This window comes from Bifidobacterium anseris (assembly GCF_002860345.1).
GTDB lineage: Bacteria > Actinomycetota > Actinomycetes > Actinomycetales > Bifidobacteriaceae > Bifidobacterium > Bifidobacterium anseris.
This window is the reverse complement of record NZ_NMYC01000005.1, coordinates 596,474-612,560: the sequence shown is the minus strand read 5'-3', so window position 1 is coordinate 612,560 and position 16,087 is coordinate 596,474. Positions and strand designations below refer to the sequence as shown.

14 protein-coding genes and 1 tRNA gene are annotated in these 16,087 nt (G+C 64.6%); 2 read left to right on the top strand and 13 right to left on the bottom strand.

What is annotated here, in order from left to right:
• Positions 1 to 31: 31 nt before the first annotated feature.
• From truB to nusA, 4 genes are all read right to left on the bottom strand, one after another.
• Positions 32 to 1,012, bottom strand: coding sequence for a tRNA pseudouridine(55) synthase TruB (gene truB, locus CGZ88_RS07690; protein WP_026644621.1), 981 nt, complete (start codon positions 1,010 to 1,012; stop codon positions 32 to 34).
• A gap of 25 nt (positions 1,013 to 1,037) precedes the next feature.
• Positions 1,038 to 1,703: a 30S ribosome-binding factor RbfA gene (gene rbfA / locus CGZ88_RS07685; protein WP_101671503.1), complete on the bottom strand. Its 666-nt coding sequence runs from the start codon at positions 1,701 to 1,703 to the stop codon at positions 1,038 to 1,040.
• 152 nt (positions 1,704 to 1,855) lie between these two features.
• A complete protein-coding gene (gene infB / locus CGZ88_RS07680; RefSeq protein WP_101671502.1) occupies positions 1,856 to 4,645 on the bottom strand; it encodes a translation initiation factor IF-2 in 2,790 nt (929 codons plus the stop codon).
• Positions 4,646 to 4,850: 205 nt separating this feature from the next.
• Positions 4,851 to 5,933 carry a transcription termination factor NusA gene (gene nusA / locus CGZ88_RS07675; RefSeq protein WP_101671501.1) on the bottom strand — a complete coding sequence of 361 codons (1,083 nt, stop codon included), beginning with the start codon at positions 5,931 to 5,933 and terminating at the stop codon, positions 4,851 to 4,853.
• Between the two features lie 72 nt (positions 5,934 to 6,005).
• Between nusA and CGZ88_RS07670 the strand changes: the two genes are divergently transcribed.
• Both CGZ88_RS07670 and CGZ88_RS07665 read left to right on the top strand, forming a co-directional pair.
• On the top strand, positions 6,006 to 6,923 hold the full coding sequence (locus CGZ88_RS07670) for a hypothetical protein (RefSeq protein ID WP_101671500.1): 918 nt from the start codon (positions 6,006 to 6,008) through the stop codon (positions 6,921 to 6,923).
• Positions 6,924 to 7,195: 272 nt separating this feature from the next.
• A tRNA-Ser gene (locus CGZ88_RS07665) sits at positions 7,196 to 7,284 on the top strand.
• A 332-nt stretch (positions 7,285 to 7,616) separates the two neighbouring features.
• Here the strand turns inward: CGZ88_RS07665 and truA are convergent.
• The 9 genes from truA to CGZ88_RS07620 all read right to left on the bottom strand — a co-directional run bounded on the left by truA (position 7,617) and on the right by CGZ88_RS07620 (position 15,977).
• Entirely contained in the window at positions 7,617 to 8,534 is a 918-nt protein-coding gene (gene truA / locus CGZ88_RS07660; RefSeq protein WP_101671499.1) for a tRNA pseudouridine(38-40) synthase TruA, read from the bottom strand.
• A gap of 33 nt (positions 8,535 to 8,567) precedes the next feature.
• A complete protein-coding gene (locus CGZ88_RS07655) occupies positions 8,568 to 11,909 on the bottom strand; it encodes a hypothetical protein (RefSeq protein WP_133120920.1) in 3,342 nt (1,113 codons plus the stop codon).
• A 194-nt stretch (positions 11,910 to 12,103) separates the two neighbouring features.
• The gene (rplQ, locus tag CGZ88_RS07650; protein WP_024540952.1) at positions 12,104 to 12,583 is read right to left on the bottom strand and encodes a 50S ribosomal protein L17; all 480 of its coding nucleotides are present in this window, start codon (positions 12,581 to 12,583) and stop codon (positions 12,104 to 12,106) included.
• Between the two features lie 94 nt (positions 12,584 to 12,677).
• On the bottom strand, positions 12,678 to 13,673 hold the full coding sequence (locus tag CGZ88_RS07645; RefSeq protein WP_024540953.1) for a DNA-directed RNA polymerase subunit alpha: 996 nt from the start codon (positions 13,671 to 13,673) through the stop codon (positions 12,678 to 12,680).
• Positions 13,674 to 13,749: 76 nt separating this feature from the next.
• On the bottom strand, positions 13,750 to 14,148 hold the full coding sequence (rpsK, locus tag CGZ88_RS07640) for a 30S ribosomal protein S11 (RefSeq protein WP_024540954.1): 399 nt from the start codon (positions 14,146 to 14,148) through the stop codon (positions 13,750 to 13,752).
• An 84-nt stretch (positions 14,149 to 14,232) separates the two neighbouring features.
• Positions 14,233 to 14,610 (bottom strand): 30S ribosomal protein S13, encoded by a 378-nt coding sequence (gene rpsM, locus CGZ88_RS07635; RefSeq protein WP_024540955.1) that lies wholly within the window; start codon positions 14,608 to 14,610, stop codon positions 14,233 to 14,235.
• 129 nt (positions 14,611 to 14,739) lie between these two features.
• Positions 14,740 to 14,853: a 50S ribosomal protein L36 gene (gene rpmJ, locus CGZ88_RS07630; protein WP_003814578.1), complete on the bottom strand. Its 114-nt coding sequence runs from the start codon at positions 14,851 to 14,853 to the stop codon at positions 14,740 to 14,742.
• 25 nt (positions 14,854 to 14,878) lie between these two features.
• Complete coding sequence (gene infA / locus CGZ88_RS07625) at positions 14,879 to 15,097, bottom strand: translation initiation factor IF-1 (RefSeq protein WP_004268611.1); 219 nt, start codon at positions 15,095 to 15,097, stop codon at positions 14,879 to 14,881.
• A gap of 301 nt (positions 15,098 to 15,398) precedes the next feature.
• The gene (locus tag CGZ88_RS07620) at positions 15,399 to 15,977 is read right to left on the bottom strand and encodes an adenylate kinase (protein ID WP_026644628.1); all 579 of its coding nucleotides are present in this window, start codon (positions 15,975 to 15,977) and stop codon (positions 15,399 to 15,401) included.
• Between the last annotated feature and the right edge of the window lie 110 nt (positions 15,978 to 16,087).

Below are 16,087 nucleotides of genomic sequence, written 5' to 3'. Positions count from 1 at the left end.
CCTGATCCGCATGTCACTGTGCCGTTGCATCTCACTGTGCCGCCGGGAACACGGCGGTCGGCTTGATGGCGTCCTTGTTCGCCTGTTCGACGATCGCGACGACGTCGCCGTCCTCGTCGACGATCGCCGCGCTTCTGCCGTCGACGTGTCCTGTGATCCATCGTCCATAGCGCAGGTCGCACGCCTCGTCACGGCTGACGGCGAGCGTCGGCATCGTCTCGCGTACCGCGTCGGCCATCGCGATGAGGTGCGTCGCGACGCCTTCGGGGCCGATGTCGAGCACGGCGCGGGCGCGCGTCACCCGTTCGCCGTCGCGGTTCGTGTATTCACGCATCTCAGTATGCGCGGCGATGACGTGTGGGTCGTCGACGTTGAAATCGCCGACGGCGAGCCTGCGCAGCCGCGTCAGATGCGCGCCGCAGCCGAAGGTCTCGCCCAGGTCGCGTGCGAGTGCGCGGATGTAGGTGCCGGCCGAGCACGTCACCGTCACGTCGACGTCGAGCACGGGCGTGCCGTCGTCGGCGACCGCCGCACGTGCCTCCCCCACGTCGAACCGTTCGATCGTCACGGGACGCGCCTCGAGTTCGACGTGTTCGCCGGCGCGCGCGAGGTCGTAGGCACGCCGTCCGTGCACTTTGATCGCCGAGTAGGCGTTCGGCACCTGCTCGATCGTGCCGTGAAACTCGCGTGAAACAACATCGCGGATCATGTCGACGTCCGGCAACGCGGACGTACGTGCGGCGGCGATGGCTTCGCCGTCGGCGTCGTCAGTCGTCGTGCGCTGGCCGAATCGGATCGTCGCCGCATAGGTCTTCGTATGGTCGACGATGACGTTGAGCAGCCGCGTCGCGTTGCCGACGCCGACGACGAGCACACCGGTGGCCATCGGGTCGAGCGTGCCGGCGTGGCCGACGCGGCGCATGTGCACGGCCGCGCGCACGGCGCCGACGATGTCATGGCTCGTCACACCCTGCGGCTTGTCGACGATGAACAGTCCGTTGAGCGGCTGCACGCCGCCGTCCTTCGCCGCCACAGGCTCAGTCCTGCGTCTCGTCGACCGTCGTCTCCGGCTCCGTGCGCGCGGCCCTCTGGGCCGCGTCCGACGGCACGTCATCCTCGTCATCGTCGAAATCCTCGAGTTCCTCGACTTCGACGACGTCGCCGTCGTATTCGTTGTAGTCGTCCTTGTTCAGATGTTCGCGCTCGTCGAGTTCGCGTTCGATCTCGTCGTCGGACGCGCCGGCATGGTCGGCGAGGTCCTCCTGCTCGAAGTCGTCGTGGCGATACGGGTCGGCGTCGCCGGCGTACTGCGCGCTCGCGCGCATCTTCGCGAGCTCCTCGTCGCGTTTGCGCGCGGTGACGAGGATGTCCTCGATCTCGTGCGCCTCGCCGGGCACTTCGTCGAAGATGAACTCCAGCTGCGGCGTGAGCCTCAGGCCAGCCTTCGCGCCGACGACCGAACGCAGGCGCCCCTTCGCCTGGTTGAGCGCCGTGCGTGCGCGCTTGCGCTCGCCGTCGTCGTTGCCGGTGTGCGACAGCGTCGTCCAGTAGACCTTCGCGATCTGTAGATCGTTGGTCACGTGGACGTCGGTGATCGTCACGTTCTTGAGCCGCTTGTCATGCAGCGTCGACTCCATGTTCGATGCGATGACGCGCTGGATGAGCGCCGCGATGCGTGCGGCGCGCGGATTGGTTGACTGCATGGTTCTTCTTTCCTTACTGCCGTGTCTGGTTTCGTCTCGCGCTAGAGTCCAGCGTACCCGAATGTCGCGCGCAATGGGAAACGCCCATAGCCGAAGGGCCATGGGCGTTTCGCTCAGCGTTTGCCGACTGGTTGCCGACTGATCGGCGCAGCTTACTTGCGTTCGATCTCGCGCATCTCGAAGGTCTCGATGATGTCGCCGATCTCGATGTCGTTGAACGAGCCGAGGTTGATGCCCGCCTCGTAGCCTTCGGTGACCGACTTGACGTCGTCCTTGAAGCGGCGCAGCGAGCTGATCTCGAGGTCGTTGACGGTCGCGACGCCGTCGCGCAGGATGCGCGCCTTCGTGCCGCGCTTGACTTCGCCGTCGAGGACCATGACGCCGGCGATGTTGCCGAACTTCGACGAGCGGAAGATCTCGCGGATCTCCGAATGCGAGGTCGTGACTTCCTCGTACTCCGGCTTGAGCATGCCCTTGAGCGACGCCTCGATGTCCTCGATCGCCTTGTAGATGACCGAGTAGTACTTGATCTCGACGCCTTCGCGCTCGGCGAGGTCCGCGACCTGACGGTTCGGACGCACGTTGAAGCCGATGATGACGGCCTTGTCGACGCTCGCGAGGTTGACGTCGTTCTGCGTGATTGCGCCAACGCCGCGGTGGATCACCTGGATGCCGACCTCGTCGGAGACCTCGATCTTCATCAGCGAGTCCTCAAGCGCCTCAACCGAGCCGGACGAGTCGCCCTTGATGACGATGTTGAGCATGTCGATCTCGGATTCGGCGAGCTTCTTCTTGAAGTCCTCGAGCGAGACGACCTTGCGGCGCTTCGCGAGCTGCGCGGCGCGTTCGGTGGCCTGGCGCTTCTCGGCGATCTGGCGTGCAGCGCGGTCGTCCGGAGCGACGAGGAACAGGTCGCCCGCGGTCGGCACCGACGTCAGGCCCAGCACCTGGACCGGCGTCGACGGGCCTGCGGCCTCCATGTTCTTGCCGTTCTCGTCGAGCATCGCGCGGACGCGTCCGTAGGACGTGCCGGCCACGATCGAGTCGCCGATGTGCAGCGTGCCGGACTGCACGAGCACGGTCGCGACGGCGCCGCGGCCCTTGTCGAGCCTCGCTTCGACGGTCGCGCCGCGCGCGTCCATGTCCGGATTGGCGCGCAGATCGAGTTCCGCGTCGGCCGTGAGCAGCACGGCTTCGAGCAGCTTGTCGACGTTCGTGCCCTGCTTCGCGGAGATGTCGACGAACATCGTGTTGCCGCCGTATTCCTCCGGGATCAGGCCGAACTCGGTGAGCTGGCCGCGCACCTTCTCCGGGTTGGCGCCTTCGACGTCGATCTTGTTGACGGCGACGACGATCGGCACATGCGCCGACTGCGCGTGGTTGATCGCCTCGACGGTCTGCGGCATGACGCCGTCATCGGCCGCGACGACGAGGATCGCCACATCGGTGAGCTCGGCGCCACGGGCGCGCATCGCTGTGAAAGCCTCGTGGCCCGGGGTGTCGAGGAACGTGATCTTGCGTTCCTCGCCCTCGAGATCGACGGTCACCTGATAGGCGCCGATGCGCTGCGTGATGCCGCCGGCCTCGCGCGAGATGACGTTCGTGCGGCGAATCGTGTCGAGCAGGCGCGTCTTGCCGTGGTCGACGTGGCCCATGACGGTGACGACCGGCGGACGCGGCTTGAGATCCTCGTCTTCCTGCAGTTCCTCCGATTCGAGGTCGATGTCGAACTGCTGGAGCAGCTCCTTGTCCTCCTCCTCGGCGGAGACGATCTTGATGTTCCAGCCAATCTCCTCGCCGAGGATCTGGAACGTCGCCTCGTCGAGCGACTGCGTCGCCGTGGCCATCTCGCCGAGATGGAACAGCACGGTGACGAGCGCCGCCGGGTTGACGTTGATCTTCTCCGCAAGGTCGGCGAGCGAAGCGCCCTGGCGCAGACGGATCGTCTGTCCGTTGCCCTTCGGGATGCGCACGCCGCCGATGACCGGTGCTTTCAGCTCCTCGTACTCATGACGCTTCGCGAGACGGTTCTTGCGCGCCTTCGAGGACTTGCCGCCCTGACGGCCGAACGCGCCCGCGGCACCGCCGCGACCACGGCCGCCGCCACGGGACGGACCGTTGCTCGAAGCGCCGTTCTGGAAGCCACCGCCGTTGCCGCCGAAGCGGTTGCCGCCCGGACGTGCGCCGTTGCCGGCGCCCTGACCCTGACGATGCTGGCCCCACTGGCCCGGACGCGCGCCGGTGCCCGGACCCGGACGTCCGCGGAATCCGCCACGCGGGCCGGGACGGCCGCCGCGGCGGTTCTCGTTGTTGTTGACGGTCGGACGCGCCATTGGATGCGGGCGCGGGATGTCGGCCGGCGTCGGCGTATGCATGCCCTGCTTGCGGCTGAACGGGTTGTTGCCCGGACGCGGCGCATGCTGCTGCGCGCCGCCCTTGCCGCCGTTCTGCTGACCCGGACGCGCGGCACGCGGCCCCGGTGTCGGAGCCGCCGGCTTCGCGGCGTGCTGGCCCATCTTTGCGTTCGTGCGCGACTGTGCGGCGCGCGGATTGCGCTGCTGCTCGCGTTCCTCGTTCTTGCGGGCGCCGTTGCGTGCGCCCGGCTTCGCGGCCGGACGCGCGGCACGCGGCCCCGGTGTCGGCGTCGGAGCCGCCGGCTTCGCGGCTTGTGCGGCAGCCGGCCTCGGCGCGGCCGCGGGCTTCGGGGCGGCCGGCTTCGGCGCGGTGTGCTTCTTCGCAGCCGGCTTCTTCGTGTTCGTGTTGGATTCCTGAGACGCCTCTCCCGGCTTCGGGAATGCGGCCTTGAGGCGGCGCACAACCGGCGCCTCCACGGTCGATGAGGCGGATTTGACGAATTCGCCCATGTCCTTGAGCTTTTCAAGGACGGTCTTGCTGTCTACGCCAAGTTCCTTGGCGAGCTCATATACGCGTGCTTTCGGCACTCAATTTCTCCTATTCCTCAGCCGCGCGTATGCGAGCGCAGCTGTTATCTTCTCACGGCGAGCTTTCGGTTTCTCATCGTGCAACCATGGTTGTTCACCCTCGTTCTAGTCCTGAGCGCCGCGCGTGCGCGCGCCGGTCAGTTTGCGGCCTAGCTTACTCCCGCCATTGGATACGCGCGACGGGAATAAGCGGGCGACGAACGACTCAGCCTCGGGCCTCGTCGCCATCCGTTCCGGTGCCCTTGCGCCCGTCGCGTGCGCGCACGAGCTGCTCGGCCTTCTTCCTCGCGTAGGCTTCCTCGGATTCGATGCCGATCTTCCATCCGGTGAGCTTGGCGGCGAGGCGCGCGTTCTGCCCTTCCTTGCCGATTGCGAGCGAGAGCTGGTCCTCTGGGATGAAGGCGACGGCCGTCTGGTTCTTCTCACTGACGACGTGCACATCGGTGACGTTCGCCGGAGACAGCGCGGCGGCGATGAACTTCGCCGGCTCGTTCGACCAGTCGACGATGTCGATCTTCTCCTGACCGAGGTTCTCGATGACGGCGCGCACGCGCGAGCCGCCCGGTCCGATGAGCGCGCCCTTCGGGTTGACGCCCTGCGTGTTCGCGCGCACGGCGACCTTCGTGCGGGCGCCCGCCTCGCGCGCGATCGCCATGATGGACACGGCGCCGGAGACAAGCTCTGGGACCTCGCGTTCGAAGAGCTTGCGCACGAGCTCCGGATGGGAACGCGAGACGATGATCTCGGGTCCCTTGAGGCCGCGCGACACGTTGACAACGTAGACGCGGATGCGCTCGCCGTGACGGTAGCGCTCACCCGGCACCTGCTCGCGGCGCGGCAGCAGCGCCTCGACGTCGCCGACGGCCACATGCACGTTGGCGGTGTCCTTCGCGTCCTGCTGGACGACGCCGGTGATGAGCTTGCCCTTCTGTCCGGAGAAAGCGCCGAAGATCTTGTCGTCCTCCGCCTTGCGGAACAGCTGGGAGATGACCTGGCGCGCCGTGGACGCGGCGAGACGACCGAAGTCCTTCGGCGTATCGTCGTATTCCTCGCCGAGCGTGGGTGCCGGGTGCAGATTGTCTTCGGTGGGTTCCTGGGCGATTTCGTCACGTGCCCAGATCGTGAAGCTGCCTGCGCGCGGGTCAAGTTCGACTCGTGCGTGCTTGGCGGCGTGCGGGGTCTTGAGATAGGCGAGGCGCAACGCCTCGGAGAGCGCCTCATCAACGGTTTCCGCATCGATGTCCTGCTCGCGCGCGAGCTGGTGGATTCCGTTCAGGTCCAGTTCCATGTGCAGACCTCCTCTGAAGTTATGTACGAGCCTGTGCCCTATGGTCACAGTCCCTCATTACTGTAATGTCTCATGCAGACACCTTCCACCCCGTCGACCGCCCGCCCATCGCGCACGCTGCGCACGCGACTTGCAGCGGCGGCCGTCTCATGCGTCCTCGTTCTGCCTGCGGCGTCCTGCGCGGCGCCGCGAGTCGAGGGCCGCGCCGAATCCGAGCGCAGCGTCGACGTCTGCGAGACGCTGCTCACCGAAGCCGATGTGTCGTCGACGCGCGGCGCCGAGGAGGGCGCGCCGAAAATCGCGCGATACACGGCCTTCGAGGACGCGACGCACCGTTGGCTCGACGTCGCCATCCAATGCCCCGCACGTTTCGCCGAGGGCACACTGCGCAGCGCACAGGCGCAGGCCGCCGCGCACGCGCTCGCCCGCACGTCCGGATTCTCCTACGCGCCGCTCACCGTCACACGTCTCGACGACGTCGACGAACTCGGCATCGGCGGCGACGCGCTCGCAAAACTCGCACTCGCCGAGGATCGTGCCGGATTCGCCACCGAAGTGCTCGCCGGCCGTTTCGCCGACGGCGTCGCCTCCGACGCGTCGACGGCCGCGCTCGTCAAGGACGGCGGCCTGCTCGCGATGAGCGACGATCACAAGGAAACGGCGTCGCGGCTCATGTATCTGTCCGACGGTGCGAAGGACCTGCGCCGCAAAGTGTATGCGACGCAGGAGCTCACGGCGCACAGCGCGGACGTCGTCGACCCGGCGACCGGCCTACGCGCGAACACCGTCGCCGTCCTGGAGATCGACTGCGCACGCGAAGAGCTCGCGGCCTTCGACTCCTCCGCGCATGTCGATTACACGACGATGACGCAGCAGCAGCGCACGAAGACGCGCGCCGCCCTCGCGCAGCTGTCGATGCTCATCGCAACACACGCCTACACCGCCTTCACCCTCGGCTATCCCTCCACCGACCCCGCCCTCTTCGCCTGATCCCCCGATTCACCTGATCGATTTCAGCTGATTCGATCGATCATGCTCAGCCTTACGTTTGACTGTGCATCCGCCTCTCTGTTGTTCCTCTGTCACTCTCCGCCCTCTGCCGCCCTGTCCTTCTGACTGCACACCCACGACATCCGGTCGCCGGCCTCCCTTTAACCGTTCGGCGGCATGTCCACAACACCCGATTCTGTGTGCGACATGCCGATGATTTGACGTGCCCACAGCCTGTGGCATAATGAACAAGTTGCTTGATTGCGACGAATGGATGAGTGTCCGAGCGGTCTAAGGAGCACGCCTCGAAAGCGTGTGAGGGCAACCCCCTCCGCGAGTTCGAATCTCGCCTCATCCGCCACTAGGGTTTCCGGCTTCGCCCGGAAGCCCTTTTTTCATGCTGTATCCCCAGTGGTTCCAAGGGTTTCGCGGTATCACCCCCAGTACACCGATTCCCCTCGATCGGCGTCATTCAGCAGCCCGAACGGGGTGAACAACGGGGCGAGGGGGTGATTAGAGTGGTGGTCCCCGTACGCCGAACCGCACCACCCGCTCTCTCTTTCCCCGACAGCAGTCCGCGATTGACTTCATTCAACCATCAACTGCCGCTGCAGCGCCGTCAAACGGCAGTATGCGATTGAACTCAACCGCCAACTGCCACCACAGCCGTCACACCGTACGCCGCCGGCACTCTCACTCGCCCGGCAGCGTACGACGCGCGCGGATTGCCTCGGCGCGGGCCGCCAGATCGCCGTCGGCCGGGTATGCGATATGTTCGAGCGTCAGTCCCTGCGGCGCGATCGGCCCGGTCGAGCCTTCGCGCGACGGCACTGCCATCTTGCCTGAGAACCAGTCGACATCGCGTTTGCCCATACCCACCTGCACGCAGGCGCCGACGAGCGAGCGCACCATGTTGCGTGCGAAGGCGTCGGCGACGATTGTGAAGCACAGCAGCCCCGATTCAACGGCGGGCGTCCGGTAGCGCTCCCCCATGCCCGCGTCGAGCAGCGGCCGCGCCGGCACGCGCGCCCAATACGCGCTCTTCACGTCGCGAATCGTCGTCCCTCCCGGATTCGCGATGGCGAAGGAGCCGAAGTCGTGCAGCCCGAGCGTCAGCGCGGCGGCCTCGTTCATCCGCTCAACGTCAAGCTCGCGATCGGTGCGCCACACAAAGTCCTTGAGCCGCGGATCCCACGGCGCATGCGCGTCGGCGATGCGGTACACGTAGGTGCGTTCGAGCGCGGAGAAGCGCGCGTCGAAGCCGTCCGGCGCGACGGTGACGTCGTGGATCGCGATGTCGTCGGGCATCATGCGCGACAGCCTCGTCGCAAGCGCCTGCACCGGCGTGAGCCGCATATGCCCGACGCAGCGCGCGAGCGCGGCATCGTCGACATCGAGATGGCAGACCTGATGCGAGGCGTGCACGCCGGCGTCGGTGCGTCCGGCGACGGTCAGCCGAGCCACGCCTGTACCGTCATCCCCGCCGCGCAATCCGAGGATCCTGCCCAAGGCCTCTTCAATCGTCCCCTGCACGGTCCTGCCCTGCGGTTGCACCGCCCATCCGTGGAAGGCGGCGCCGTTGTATGCCAGATCGATTCGTAAGCGTGTCACAGGGCGAGCTTAGCAAATGCGCCGACCGCGCGCTCAGCGTCCGTGGCGCCTGCGCAGTCCGGAGAAGACGTACCAACCCGGAATGAGCGTCATGCCGGCGAGCAGCGCGGACAACGTGAACACGTTCCAGAAGCCGTCCGTTCCGGTGATCGGCATATGCGGTGCCGCCGTGGACAGCAGCTCGTAGCGTACGACGCTGCCGTTGTAGTCGTATCGCGCCGTCGTGTCCCATTGGGCGGTCCCGGCCGGATATCCACCTGGATACCGCGCGGTCGTGTCGCCTACGATCCGGATGGACTCCAGATTGTAGCCGGCGGGCACGAGGTCGCCCTCCTTGGCCTTGAGTTCGCTCAACGTCTGCGGGAAGTCGCTCTTCGTGAACACGTCCTGATTGTTCCTGTAATGTCTCGTCAGGTTCTCCAACGGCACGACGCGTTCGGTGCCGGAAGCGTCGACGTACGCCAGCTGCGCGGTGATCGTCGACTTGCCGGAGACCGTGATCGTGGGCGCTCTCTCGTCGCCTGCACGATAGATGAGCGGGGTCAGTTGCAGACCGGAGATGTACAGGCCGGATTCCACCGATTCGCTCTTGCCGGCGTCCACGGCGAGCGTGGGGTCGATACCGTGGAGGATGAAATGGCCGGCCACCGTGTTGCTCGACAGCTGCGGCACCGTGATGAGTACCGAGCGGATCGCCGTCCAGTCGGTGACGTGCACCGCGTCCACGTAGGAGGTCGTATCGGGCACCGCCCTCGCGCTCAATGTGGCCGGCGCCGTGGAATAGGTGACCGTCGTGCCGTCCGGGACAACCGATCGGTCCGTCGCCGTCGTGACGGGTCCCGTCAGGCGTATGCCGAACCCGTCGTCGCCGCCGTCAGGCAGGTTGACGAACTGCTGCAGATTGCGCTGCACGATCGACGAGCCGTTGTTGATGACGACTTCGATGTTCATCTCGCGCGCGTCGCGGAACGTGTTCGTCGCAGCGATGTCGTTCGATTCGCCGTTGCGGCTGAACATCACGTCGAGGTTGCCCTGCACTTGCGTCGTGCTCATCAGGATCCTCGCCGCGTTCACCGACCAGCTGCCGCCGCCCACCTCGTAGAGGTCAGCCGTCCTGCCTTCGACCCATGTGGGGTTCCAGGAGGCGGCGCTCGTGTCGACCTTCCGGTTCGTCATCGGCGTCGTGGGACTATACACGTAGATCGAGTACGGGTAGACGCCGGTCGTCGCGTTGCCGAGGATCGACAGCCATGCCTGAGTGTTTGCGCCTTCATTGCAGTTGAACCAATATCCGGTGCCGCGGTAGCTGATCTTGACGACCTCGCGCCCGTCGCTCGCCTGGAATTCGCTGACCTTCGGCGAAGGGCTCTTGCCGTTATTGGAGTTGAGCGACGTCAGGCCCTTCTGGCGGTTGTATACGGTGCCGGTCGGCAGCACGTAGTAGAACTCCGGTTCATATATCGTCGGCGTCGTGCCGCCATAGCCCTGGTAGACCGAAAGGTACCCCGATTCGAGGTTCCCCGGCTCCTTGCCGTTCTGCCAGCCGAAGGGCTGCAGCGCCGCGCGCAGCTGGCTTGGCACGATCACCTGCTGCGTGACGGAAGCCTTCACCGAGAACTGGACGAAACGCCGGGAATCCGCGTCCCATTGGAACGCCTTCTCGGGATCGGTCAGCGAAATCGACGTGATCAGATCGTCGCCGCGCTTGACTGGTGCGCCGTCGTCGTACTTGGCGGCGAGCGTACCTTGCAGATACAGCATGACCCTGCCTGCGCAGTTCGCGTTGTCGTCGGCGAGCGTCGTACATGAGGACGCGTCGGCTGTATGCGCGCCGGCCGCCAGCAGGTTCGGATACAGCTTGGCGGTGCGGATCGGGGAATCCTTGACGCATGTGATCGTGCCTCCCGCCGCCACGGTGCCGCTTTCCTGCGTGCCGTCGGCCAAGGTGAGTTCGTAGCGGTACGAAGTCAGTCCCTTGAGATCCGTGGCGCTCACTGGCGTGACGATCGCCGTGGCGTCGAAGCCGCTGGGCACGTCCATCGTGATCACGGCGTCCTCGAGGTCCTCCGGGCTGTTGTTCGCGAACCCTCCGAAGACGAGCGTCGTCAGATGGCTCGGATCGGTGAGCAGGATGTCGTTGTCGGTGTTGTTGCCGGCGATCGTCACCTTGAGGCACTGCCCGTTGGCGACAGGGCACAGCCCCTTCTGGTCGCTCGAGCGCAGCTGTTCGCTCCAGTCGTCCAGCAGTGTCTTGCGCAGGTGGCGTGTGACGCCTTGGGCGTCCACATAGGTCTGGTCGATGGTGATATCACCCGAGGCGGTGAAGGTCTGCGTGGCAGTCGTGTTCGCCGCGTTGATGCGGCCTACCAGATAGTATCCCGGCTTGCCTTGATATCCCTGCGCGCCGCTGCCCTTCGGCACGGTGATGATGATGTCGTGTCCTTCTCCGCCTGGCTGGCTGATCGTCGTGGCGTCGTCGAAGGCGTTCTTCGCCGCCGTAGCGTCCGTGTTGAGGACGAAATGCGGCGGTGTCGGAATCGTGATCGTCGTGCCGTAGTTGACGGTCGCATTCACCTGCGCGGATGCGTATGACGTGTCGTCGTGCACGCCGTCGACCTCGTTCACGTCGAAACGGTACGTGTAGTCGGTTTTGCCGTTGACGGCGGGAACCGACCCCTGGTCCGGCGACGTGCGCACGGGCGTCTTCGGCGACATCGCCGGCTTCACATACTGCCTGATCGTCAGGGGCGGCATCTGCTCGGCCTGTGTCATCGTCTTCTTGCGGCAGGTCCATTTGATCGTCCGCGTCGATTCGCCGATGATCGTCATCGGTACGGACTGCGAAGTGTAGTTGTTGATCGCCGTCAGGTTCACGGACAGTTCGACGGATGCCGATGCGGTCTTGAAGTCGATCGAGAACACGACGGCGTCGGCCGTCTCCGTTCTGGTCACGGTGCCGATGTCGGCAGGCAGGTCGTCACCTGGACCGATGGTATAGGTGCCCGCATAAGAGGAGGATTTCGGGATGGTGACGGTATAGCTCGTGCCTGCCTCGCCCACCACGGCGAGCGTCAATGTGATGCCCGAAGGCGCGTCGGCCACGTTGCCGATCCGGTTCGCGCTCAGATACAGCTTCGCCTTGCCGTCCGCGCTGCTCGCGCTCAAGGCGTCGTCATCGCCGTCCCCGTCGCCGGTGTCCGTCCCATCGGCGGCGACGGCGGTGCGCGACTGCGATGGCTGCGCCACATCATGATCTGGTTGCACACCATATGCCGCGTAGGTGAAGAATCCCAGCATCGCCGTCATCACGACGGCCAGCAGGGCCGCGATGAGGCGACGGCCGCGCATTCCGGCCTGCTCCCTGTATCCGTTCATACTCGTTTCCAATCTGGACTCCCTAGGCAACATTGTCATGCGATGCATCGGGCATGCGGCATCGTTCGTCTATGGGGATAAGTCCGGACACGACGTCTCTGAGCGCCTAGGATAATCGGCGCACGGCATACAAGGCATATAAAAAGGGTCAGCACCTTCAAGGTGCTGACCCTCATATGGTCAGTGGACCGGACTCACTCGGCGTTCTCGGCTTCGTTCGTCGCGGTCTCGGCCGGAGCCTCAACCGGGGCCTCTTCCTTGGCGGCGACCTTCGTCGCAGCTTCGGCTTCCTTGACGACGGCCTTCTTCGGGCTCACCGGCTCGGTGACGAGCGCGATGATCGCGGCCGGAGCGGAATCGCCCTTGCGCGGCGCAATCTTGACGATGCGGGTGTAGCCGCCCTCACGCTGTTCCATCTGCTCAGCGATCTCGGTGAAGAGCTTGTGCACGACGGACTTGTTGCGGATGACGCGCATCACACGACGGCGCGAGTGCAGATCGCCACGCTTGGCGAAGGTGATCAGGCGCTCGGCGAGCGGACGAAGGCGCTTGGCCTTCGGCAGCGTCGTCGTGATGCGGCCGTGCTCGAACAGGCTTGTGGCCATGTTCGCGAGCATCAGGCGCTCGTGTGCCGGGCTGGAAGCCAGACGTGGGCCTTTCTTAGGTGTAGGCATTGTTTCTCCTTGAATGCCCCGCCGGACTCAGGTGGGCAACTGCCCGAGCATCCGAAACCGGCGAAGCGGTGGTTGTGTCGAAAGGGGTTCGGTCTCACTCGTCCTCAGGCGAGAAGAAGGTGCCACCTTCGAGGTTGCTGGTATCGAAGCCGAGCGGCGAGGCCTTGAGCGACAGTCCCAGAGACTGGAGCTTCTCCTTGACCTCATCGATGGACTTCATACCGAAATTACGGATGTCGAGCAGATCCTGCTCCGTGTGATTGACCAGTTCGCCGACCGTGTGGATGCCCTCGCGCTTGAGGCAGTTGTAGCTGCGCTGCGTGAGATTGAGATCCTCGATCGGGACGGCCATCTCCGGATCGGCCTCCTCCACGACGGGAGCGGGACCGACCTCGACGCCCTCGGCCTGCGTGTTGAGCTCACGGCACAGGCCGAAGAGCTCCACAAGCGTCGAGCCTGCGGAAGCGACGGCGTCGCGCGGGGAGATGGCCGGCTTGGTCTCCACATCCAGAATGAGCCGGTCGAAATCGGTGCGCTGTTCGACGCGCGTCGCCTCGACCTTGTAACTCACCTTGAGCACCGGCGAGTAGATGGAATCGACCGGGATGCGGCCGATCTCATCACCATCCTGCTTGTTCATCTGCGCCGGGACGTAACCGCGTCCGCGCTCGACGGTGAACTCGATCTCGAGTTCGCCATCGTCGGCGAGGGTCGCGATGTGCATCTCCGGATTGGCGATCGTGACGCCGGCCGGCGGGGTGATGTCCCCCGCGGTGGCCTCACCCTTGCCGCTCTTGCGCAGATACATGACAACGGGCTCGTCATATTCGCTCGTGAGCACGATGCCTTTGATGTTGAGCAGGATTTCAGTGACGTCTTCCTCAACTCCCGGCAGAGTGGTGAACTCGTGCAGGGCACCGGAAATACGCACCGACGTGACTGCCGCTCCCGGAATCGAGCTCAAGAGGGTACGGCGAAGCGAGTTGCCAAGCGTGTATCCGAAGCCCGGCTCGAGTGGCTCGATGATGAAACGGGAACGCTGAGGGTTGAGCGATTCCTCGGTAAGTGTCGGACGCTGTGCGATAAGCACTGTGTTATCCTTTCAGCTTCGGCCGATGGTGCACTCATCGGCCTCAAGCGGCTCTATGGATGGTTTGGTCTAGTGCTCAGACGTGGCGACGCTTCGGAGGACGCACGCCGTTGAAAGCCACCGGCGTCGCATCGGTGATCGAACCGACTTCGAGACCCGCGGACTGCAGGGAACGGATGGCGGTCTCACGACCGGAACCCGGGCCCTTGACGAAGACATCGACCTTCTTGACGCCGTGTTCCATGGCCTTGCGGGCCGCGGACTCGGCTGCCATGCCGGCGGCATACGGCGTGGACTTGCGGGAGCCCTTGAAACCGACGTCGCCACCGGACGCCCAGGACACAACCGCGCCGGACGGATCGGTGATGGAGATGATGGTGTTGTTGAACGTTGACTTGATGTGCGCCTGACCGACCGGGATCGACTTGCGATCGCGGCGACGAGTCTTGCGCGCAGCCTGCTTTTGAGCTGCCATTGACCCTCGTTTCCTTGTAACGAACTCTTGGTTGATGTGGCGCGGCGATGGTGTGAGCCGTGGCCGCGACCCGGGGCTCACCTATTACTTGGTGGCCTTCTTCTTTCCGGCGACCGTGCGCTTCGGTCCCTTGCGGGTACGCGCATTGGTCTTGGTACGCTGTCCGCGGACCGGGAGTCCCTTACGGTGACGCATGCCCTGGTAGCAGTTGATCTGAATCTTACGACGGATATCGGCGTCGATTTCACGACGCAGATCGCCTTCGATCTTGTAGTTGGACTCGAGGTAATCACGCAGCGTGATCAGCTGCTCATCCGTCAGATCCTTGACGCGGGTGTCCGGATTGATTCCGGTCGCGGCAAGGGTTTCCTTCGCACGAGTGCGGCCCACACCGAAGATGTAGGTCAGCGCAATCTCGATGCGCTTGTCATTGGGGATGTCGACTCCGGCAAGACGTGCCATTGCGATTCCTTCTGTTTCACGCAGGTCTTGCACCGAGTCTTCCGGTTTCCCGGCCCGGGCCTGCGCTCCCGGGGTTCAGTCCTCGCGGACTGTGACTTAGTGCCTGAATTGGTGTGCCGCTGGGTCTGCTCAGCCCTGACGCTGCTTGTGACGCGGGTTGGTGCAGATCACCATGACGCGGCCGTGACGACGGATCACACGGCAGTTCTCGCAGATCCTCTTCACACTTGGGCTAACCTTCATGGTTGTTCCTTACTTTAGCTGTACCTTACTTGTAGCGGTACGTAATCCGACCACGATTGAGATCGTATGGGCTCATCTCGAGCACGACGCGGTCCTGCGGCAGGATGCGGATGTAGTTCTTGCGCATCTTGCCCGAGATCGTCGCCAGCACGATATGCTTGTTCTCCAGCTCGACGCGGAACATCGCGTTCGGCAATGCCTCGACGACTCGTCCTTCGACTTCAATCACACCGTCTTTTGCCATAATCTCGATTCCATTCGATGATCGACTTACTGCTGTGTCCGAAGACACACCAAATTGCAAGAATACACGAAAAGTCCTGAGATACAAATACGGCGTGTCGTATCACGTCCTGTCCTGCACAACCGACGCCGTTCCCCCGATATTCCCCGTGCGTCGCACTCCCCTATCCTATATGTCCTATATGGCAACGTGATCTGTGCCGATATGCGACGACGTGCGGCCGCCTGCCCCCCGAAGGGCGCGGCGGCCGCACGTCGGCTGTGTCATCGTATGCGTGTCATTGCGTGCACGCGTTCGGCGTTCAGCTCGCCTTGACGTTCGCGTCGAGCTTCTCGATGATCGTCTGTGAGATCGAGTCGACATCGCCGACGCCGTCGACGGTGATGAGCAGGCCGCGCTCCTTGTAGATGTCGAGCAGCGGAGCCGTCTCCTTCTCGTAGGTTTCGAGACGCTTGGCGATGACCTCCGGCGTGTCGTCGGAACGGCCTTGCTCCTTCGCGCGCTTGGCCATGCGCTCGAGCAGCACGTCGCGGCCCGCTTCGAGCGCTACGACGGCGTCGAGGCTCTGGCCGAGCTCGGCGAGCATCGTGTCGAGCGCCTCGACCTGGGAGGCGTTGCGCGGATAGCCGTCGAGGATCCAGCCGTTGACGGTGTCGTCCATCGCGAGGCGGTCCTTGACGATTGTGTTCGTCAGCGAGTCCGGTACGAGCTCGCCCTTGTCCGTGTAGGACAGCGCTTCGAGGCCGAGCGGCGTCTTGTGCTTGATGTTGTAGCGGAAGATGTCGCCGGTCGAGATGGCCGGAATGTCGTAGTGGGTGGCGAGCAGTGCAGCTTGCGTGCCCTTGCCGACGCCCTGGGGTCCCATGATGAGAAGACGCATGAGCGGTCCTTTCGTTGTCGCATTGCTGGATGAATCCACGTCAAGCATACTCGGACGCGCGAATGCATGAAGCCACCGCCCATGCGGACGGTGGCTTCAGTTCAGGTCGA

Bases quoted from the DNA above. Each gene is read 5' to 3' on its own strand.
- rbfA (WP_101671503.1), bottom strand. From the start codon at position 1,703: ATGCAGTCAACCAATCCGCGCGCCGCACGCATCGCGGCGCTCATCCAG.
- nusA (WP_101671501.1), bottom strand. From the start codon at position 5,933: ATGGAACTGGACCTGAACGGAATCCACCAGCTCGCGCGCGAGCAGGAC.
- CGZ88_RS07670 (WP_101671500.1), top strand. From the start codon at position 6,006: ATGCAGACACCTTCCACCCCGTCGACCGCCCGCCCATCGCGCACGCTG.
- CGZ88_RS07655 (WP_133120920.1), bottom strand. From the start codon at position 11,909: ATGAACGGATACAGGGAGCAGGCCGGAATGCGCGGCCGTCGCCTCATC.
- rplQ (WP_024540952.1), bottom strand. From the start codon at position 12,583: ATGCCTACACCTAAGAAAGGCCCACGTCTGGCTTCCAGCCCGGCACAC.
- rpsK (WP_024540954.1), bottom strand. From the start codon at position 14,148: ATGGCAGCTCAAAAGCAGGCTGCGCGCAAGACTCGTCGCCGCGATCGC.
- rpsM (WP_024540955.1), bottom strand. From the start codon at position 14,610: ATGGCACGTCTTGCCGGAGTCGACATCCCCAATGACAAGCGCATCGAG.
- rpmJ (WP_003814578.1), bottom strand. From the start codon at position 14,853: ATGAAGGTTAGCCCAAGTGTGAAGAGGATCTGCGAGAACTGCCGTGTG.
- infA (WP_004268611.1), bottom strand. From the start codon at position 15,097: ATGGCAAAAGACGGTGTGATTGAAGTCGAAGGACGAGTCGTCGAGGCA.
- CGZ88_RS07620 (WP_026644628.1), bottom strand. From the start codon at position 15,977: ATGCGTCTTCTCATCATGGGACCCCAGGGCGTCGGCAAGGGCACGCAA.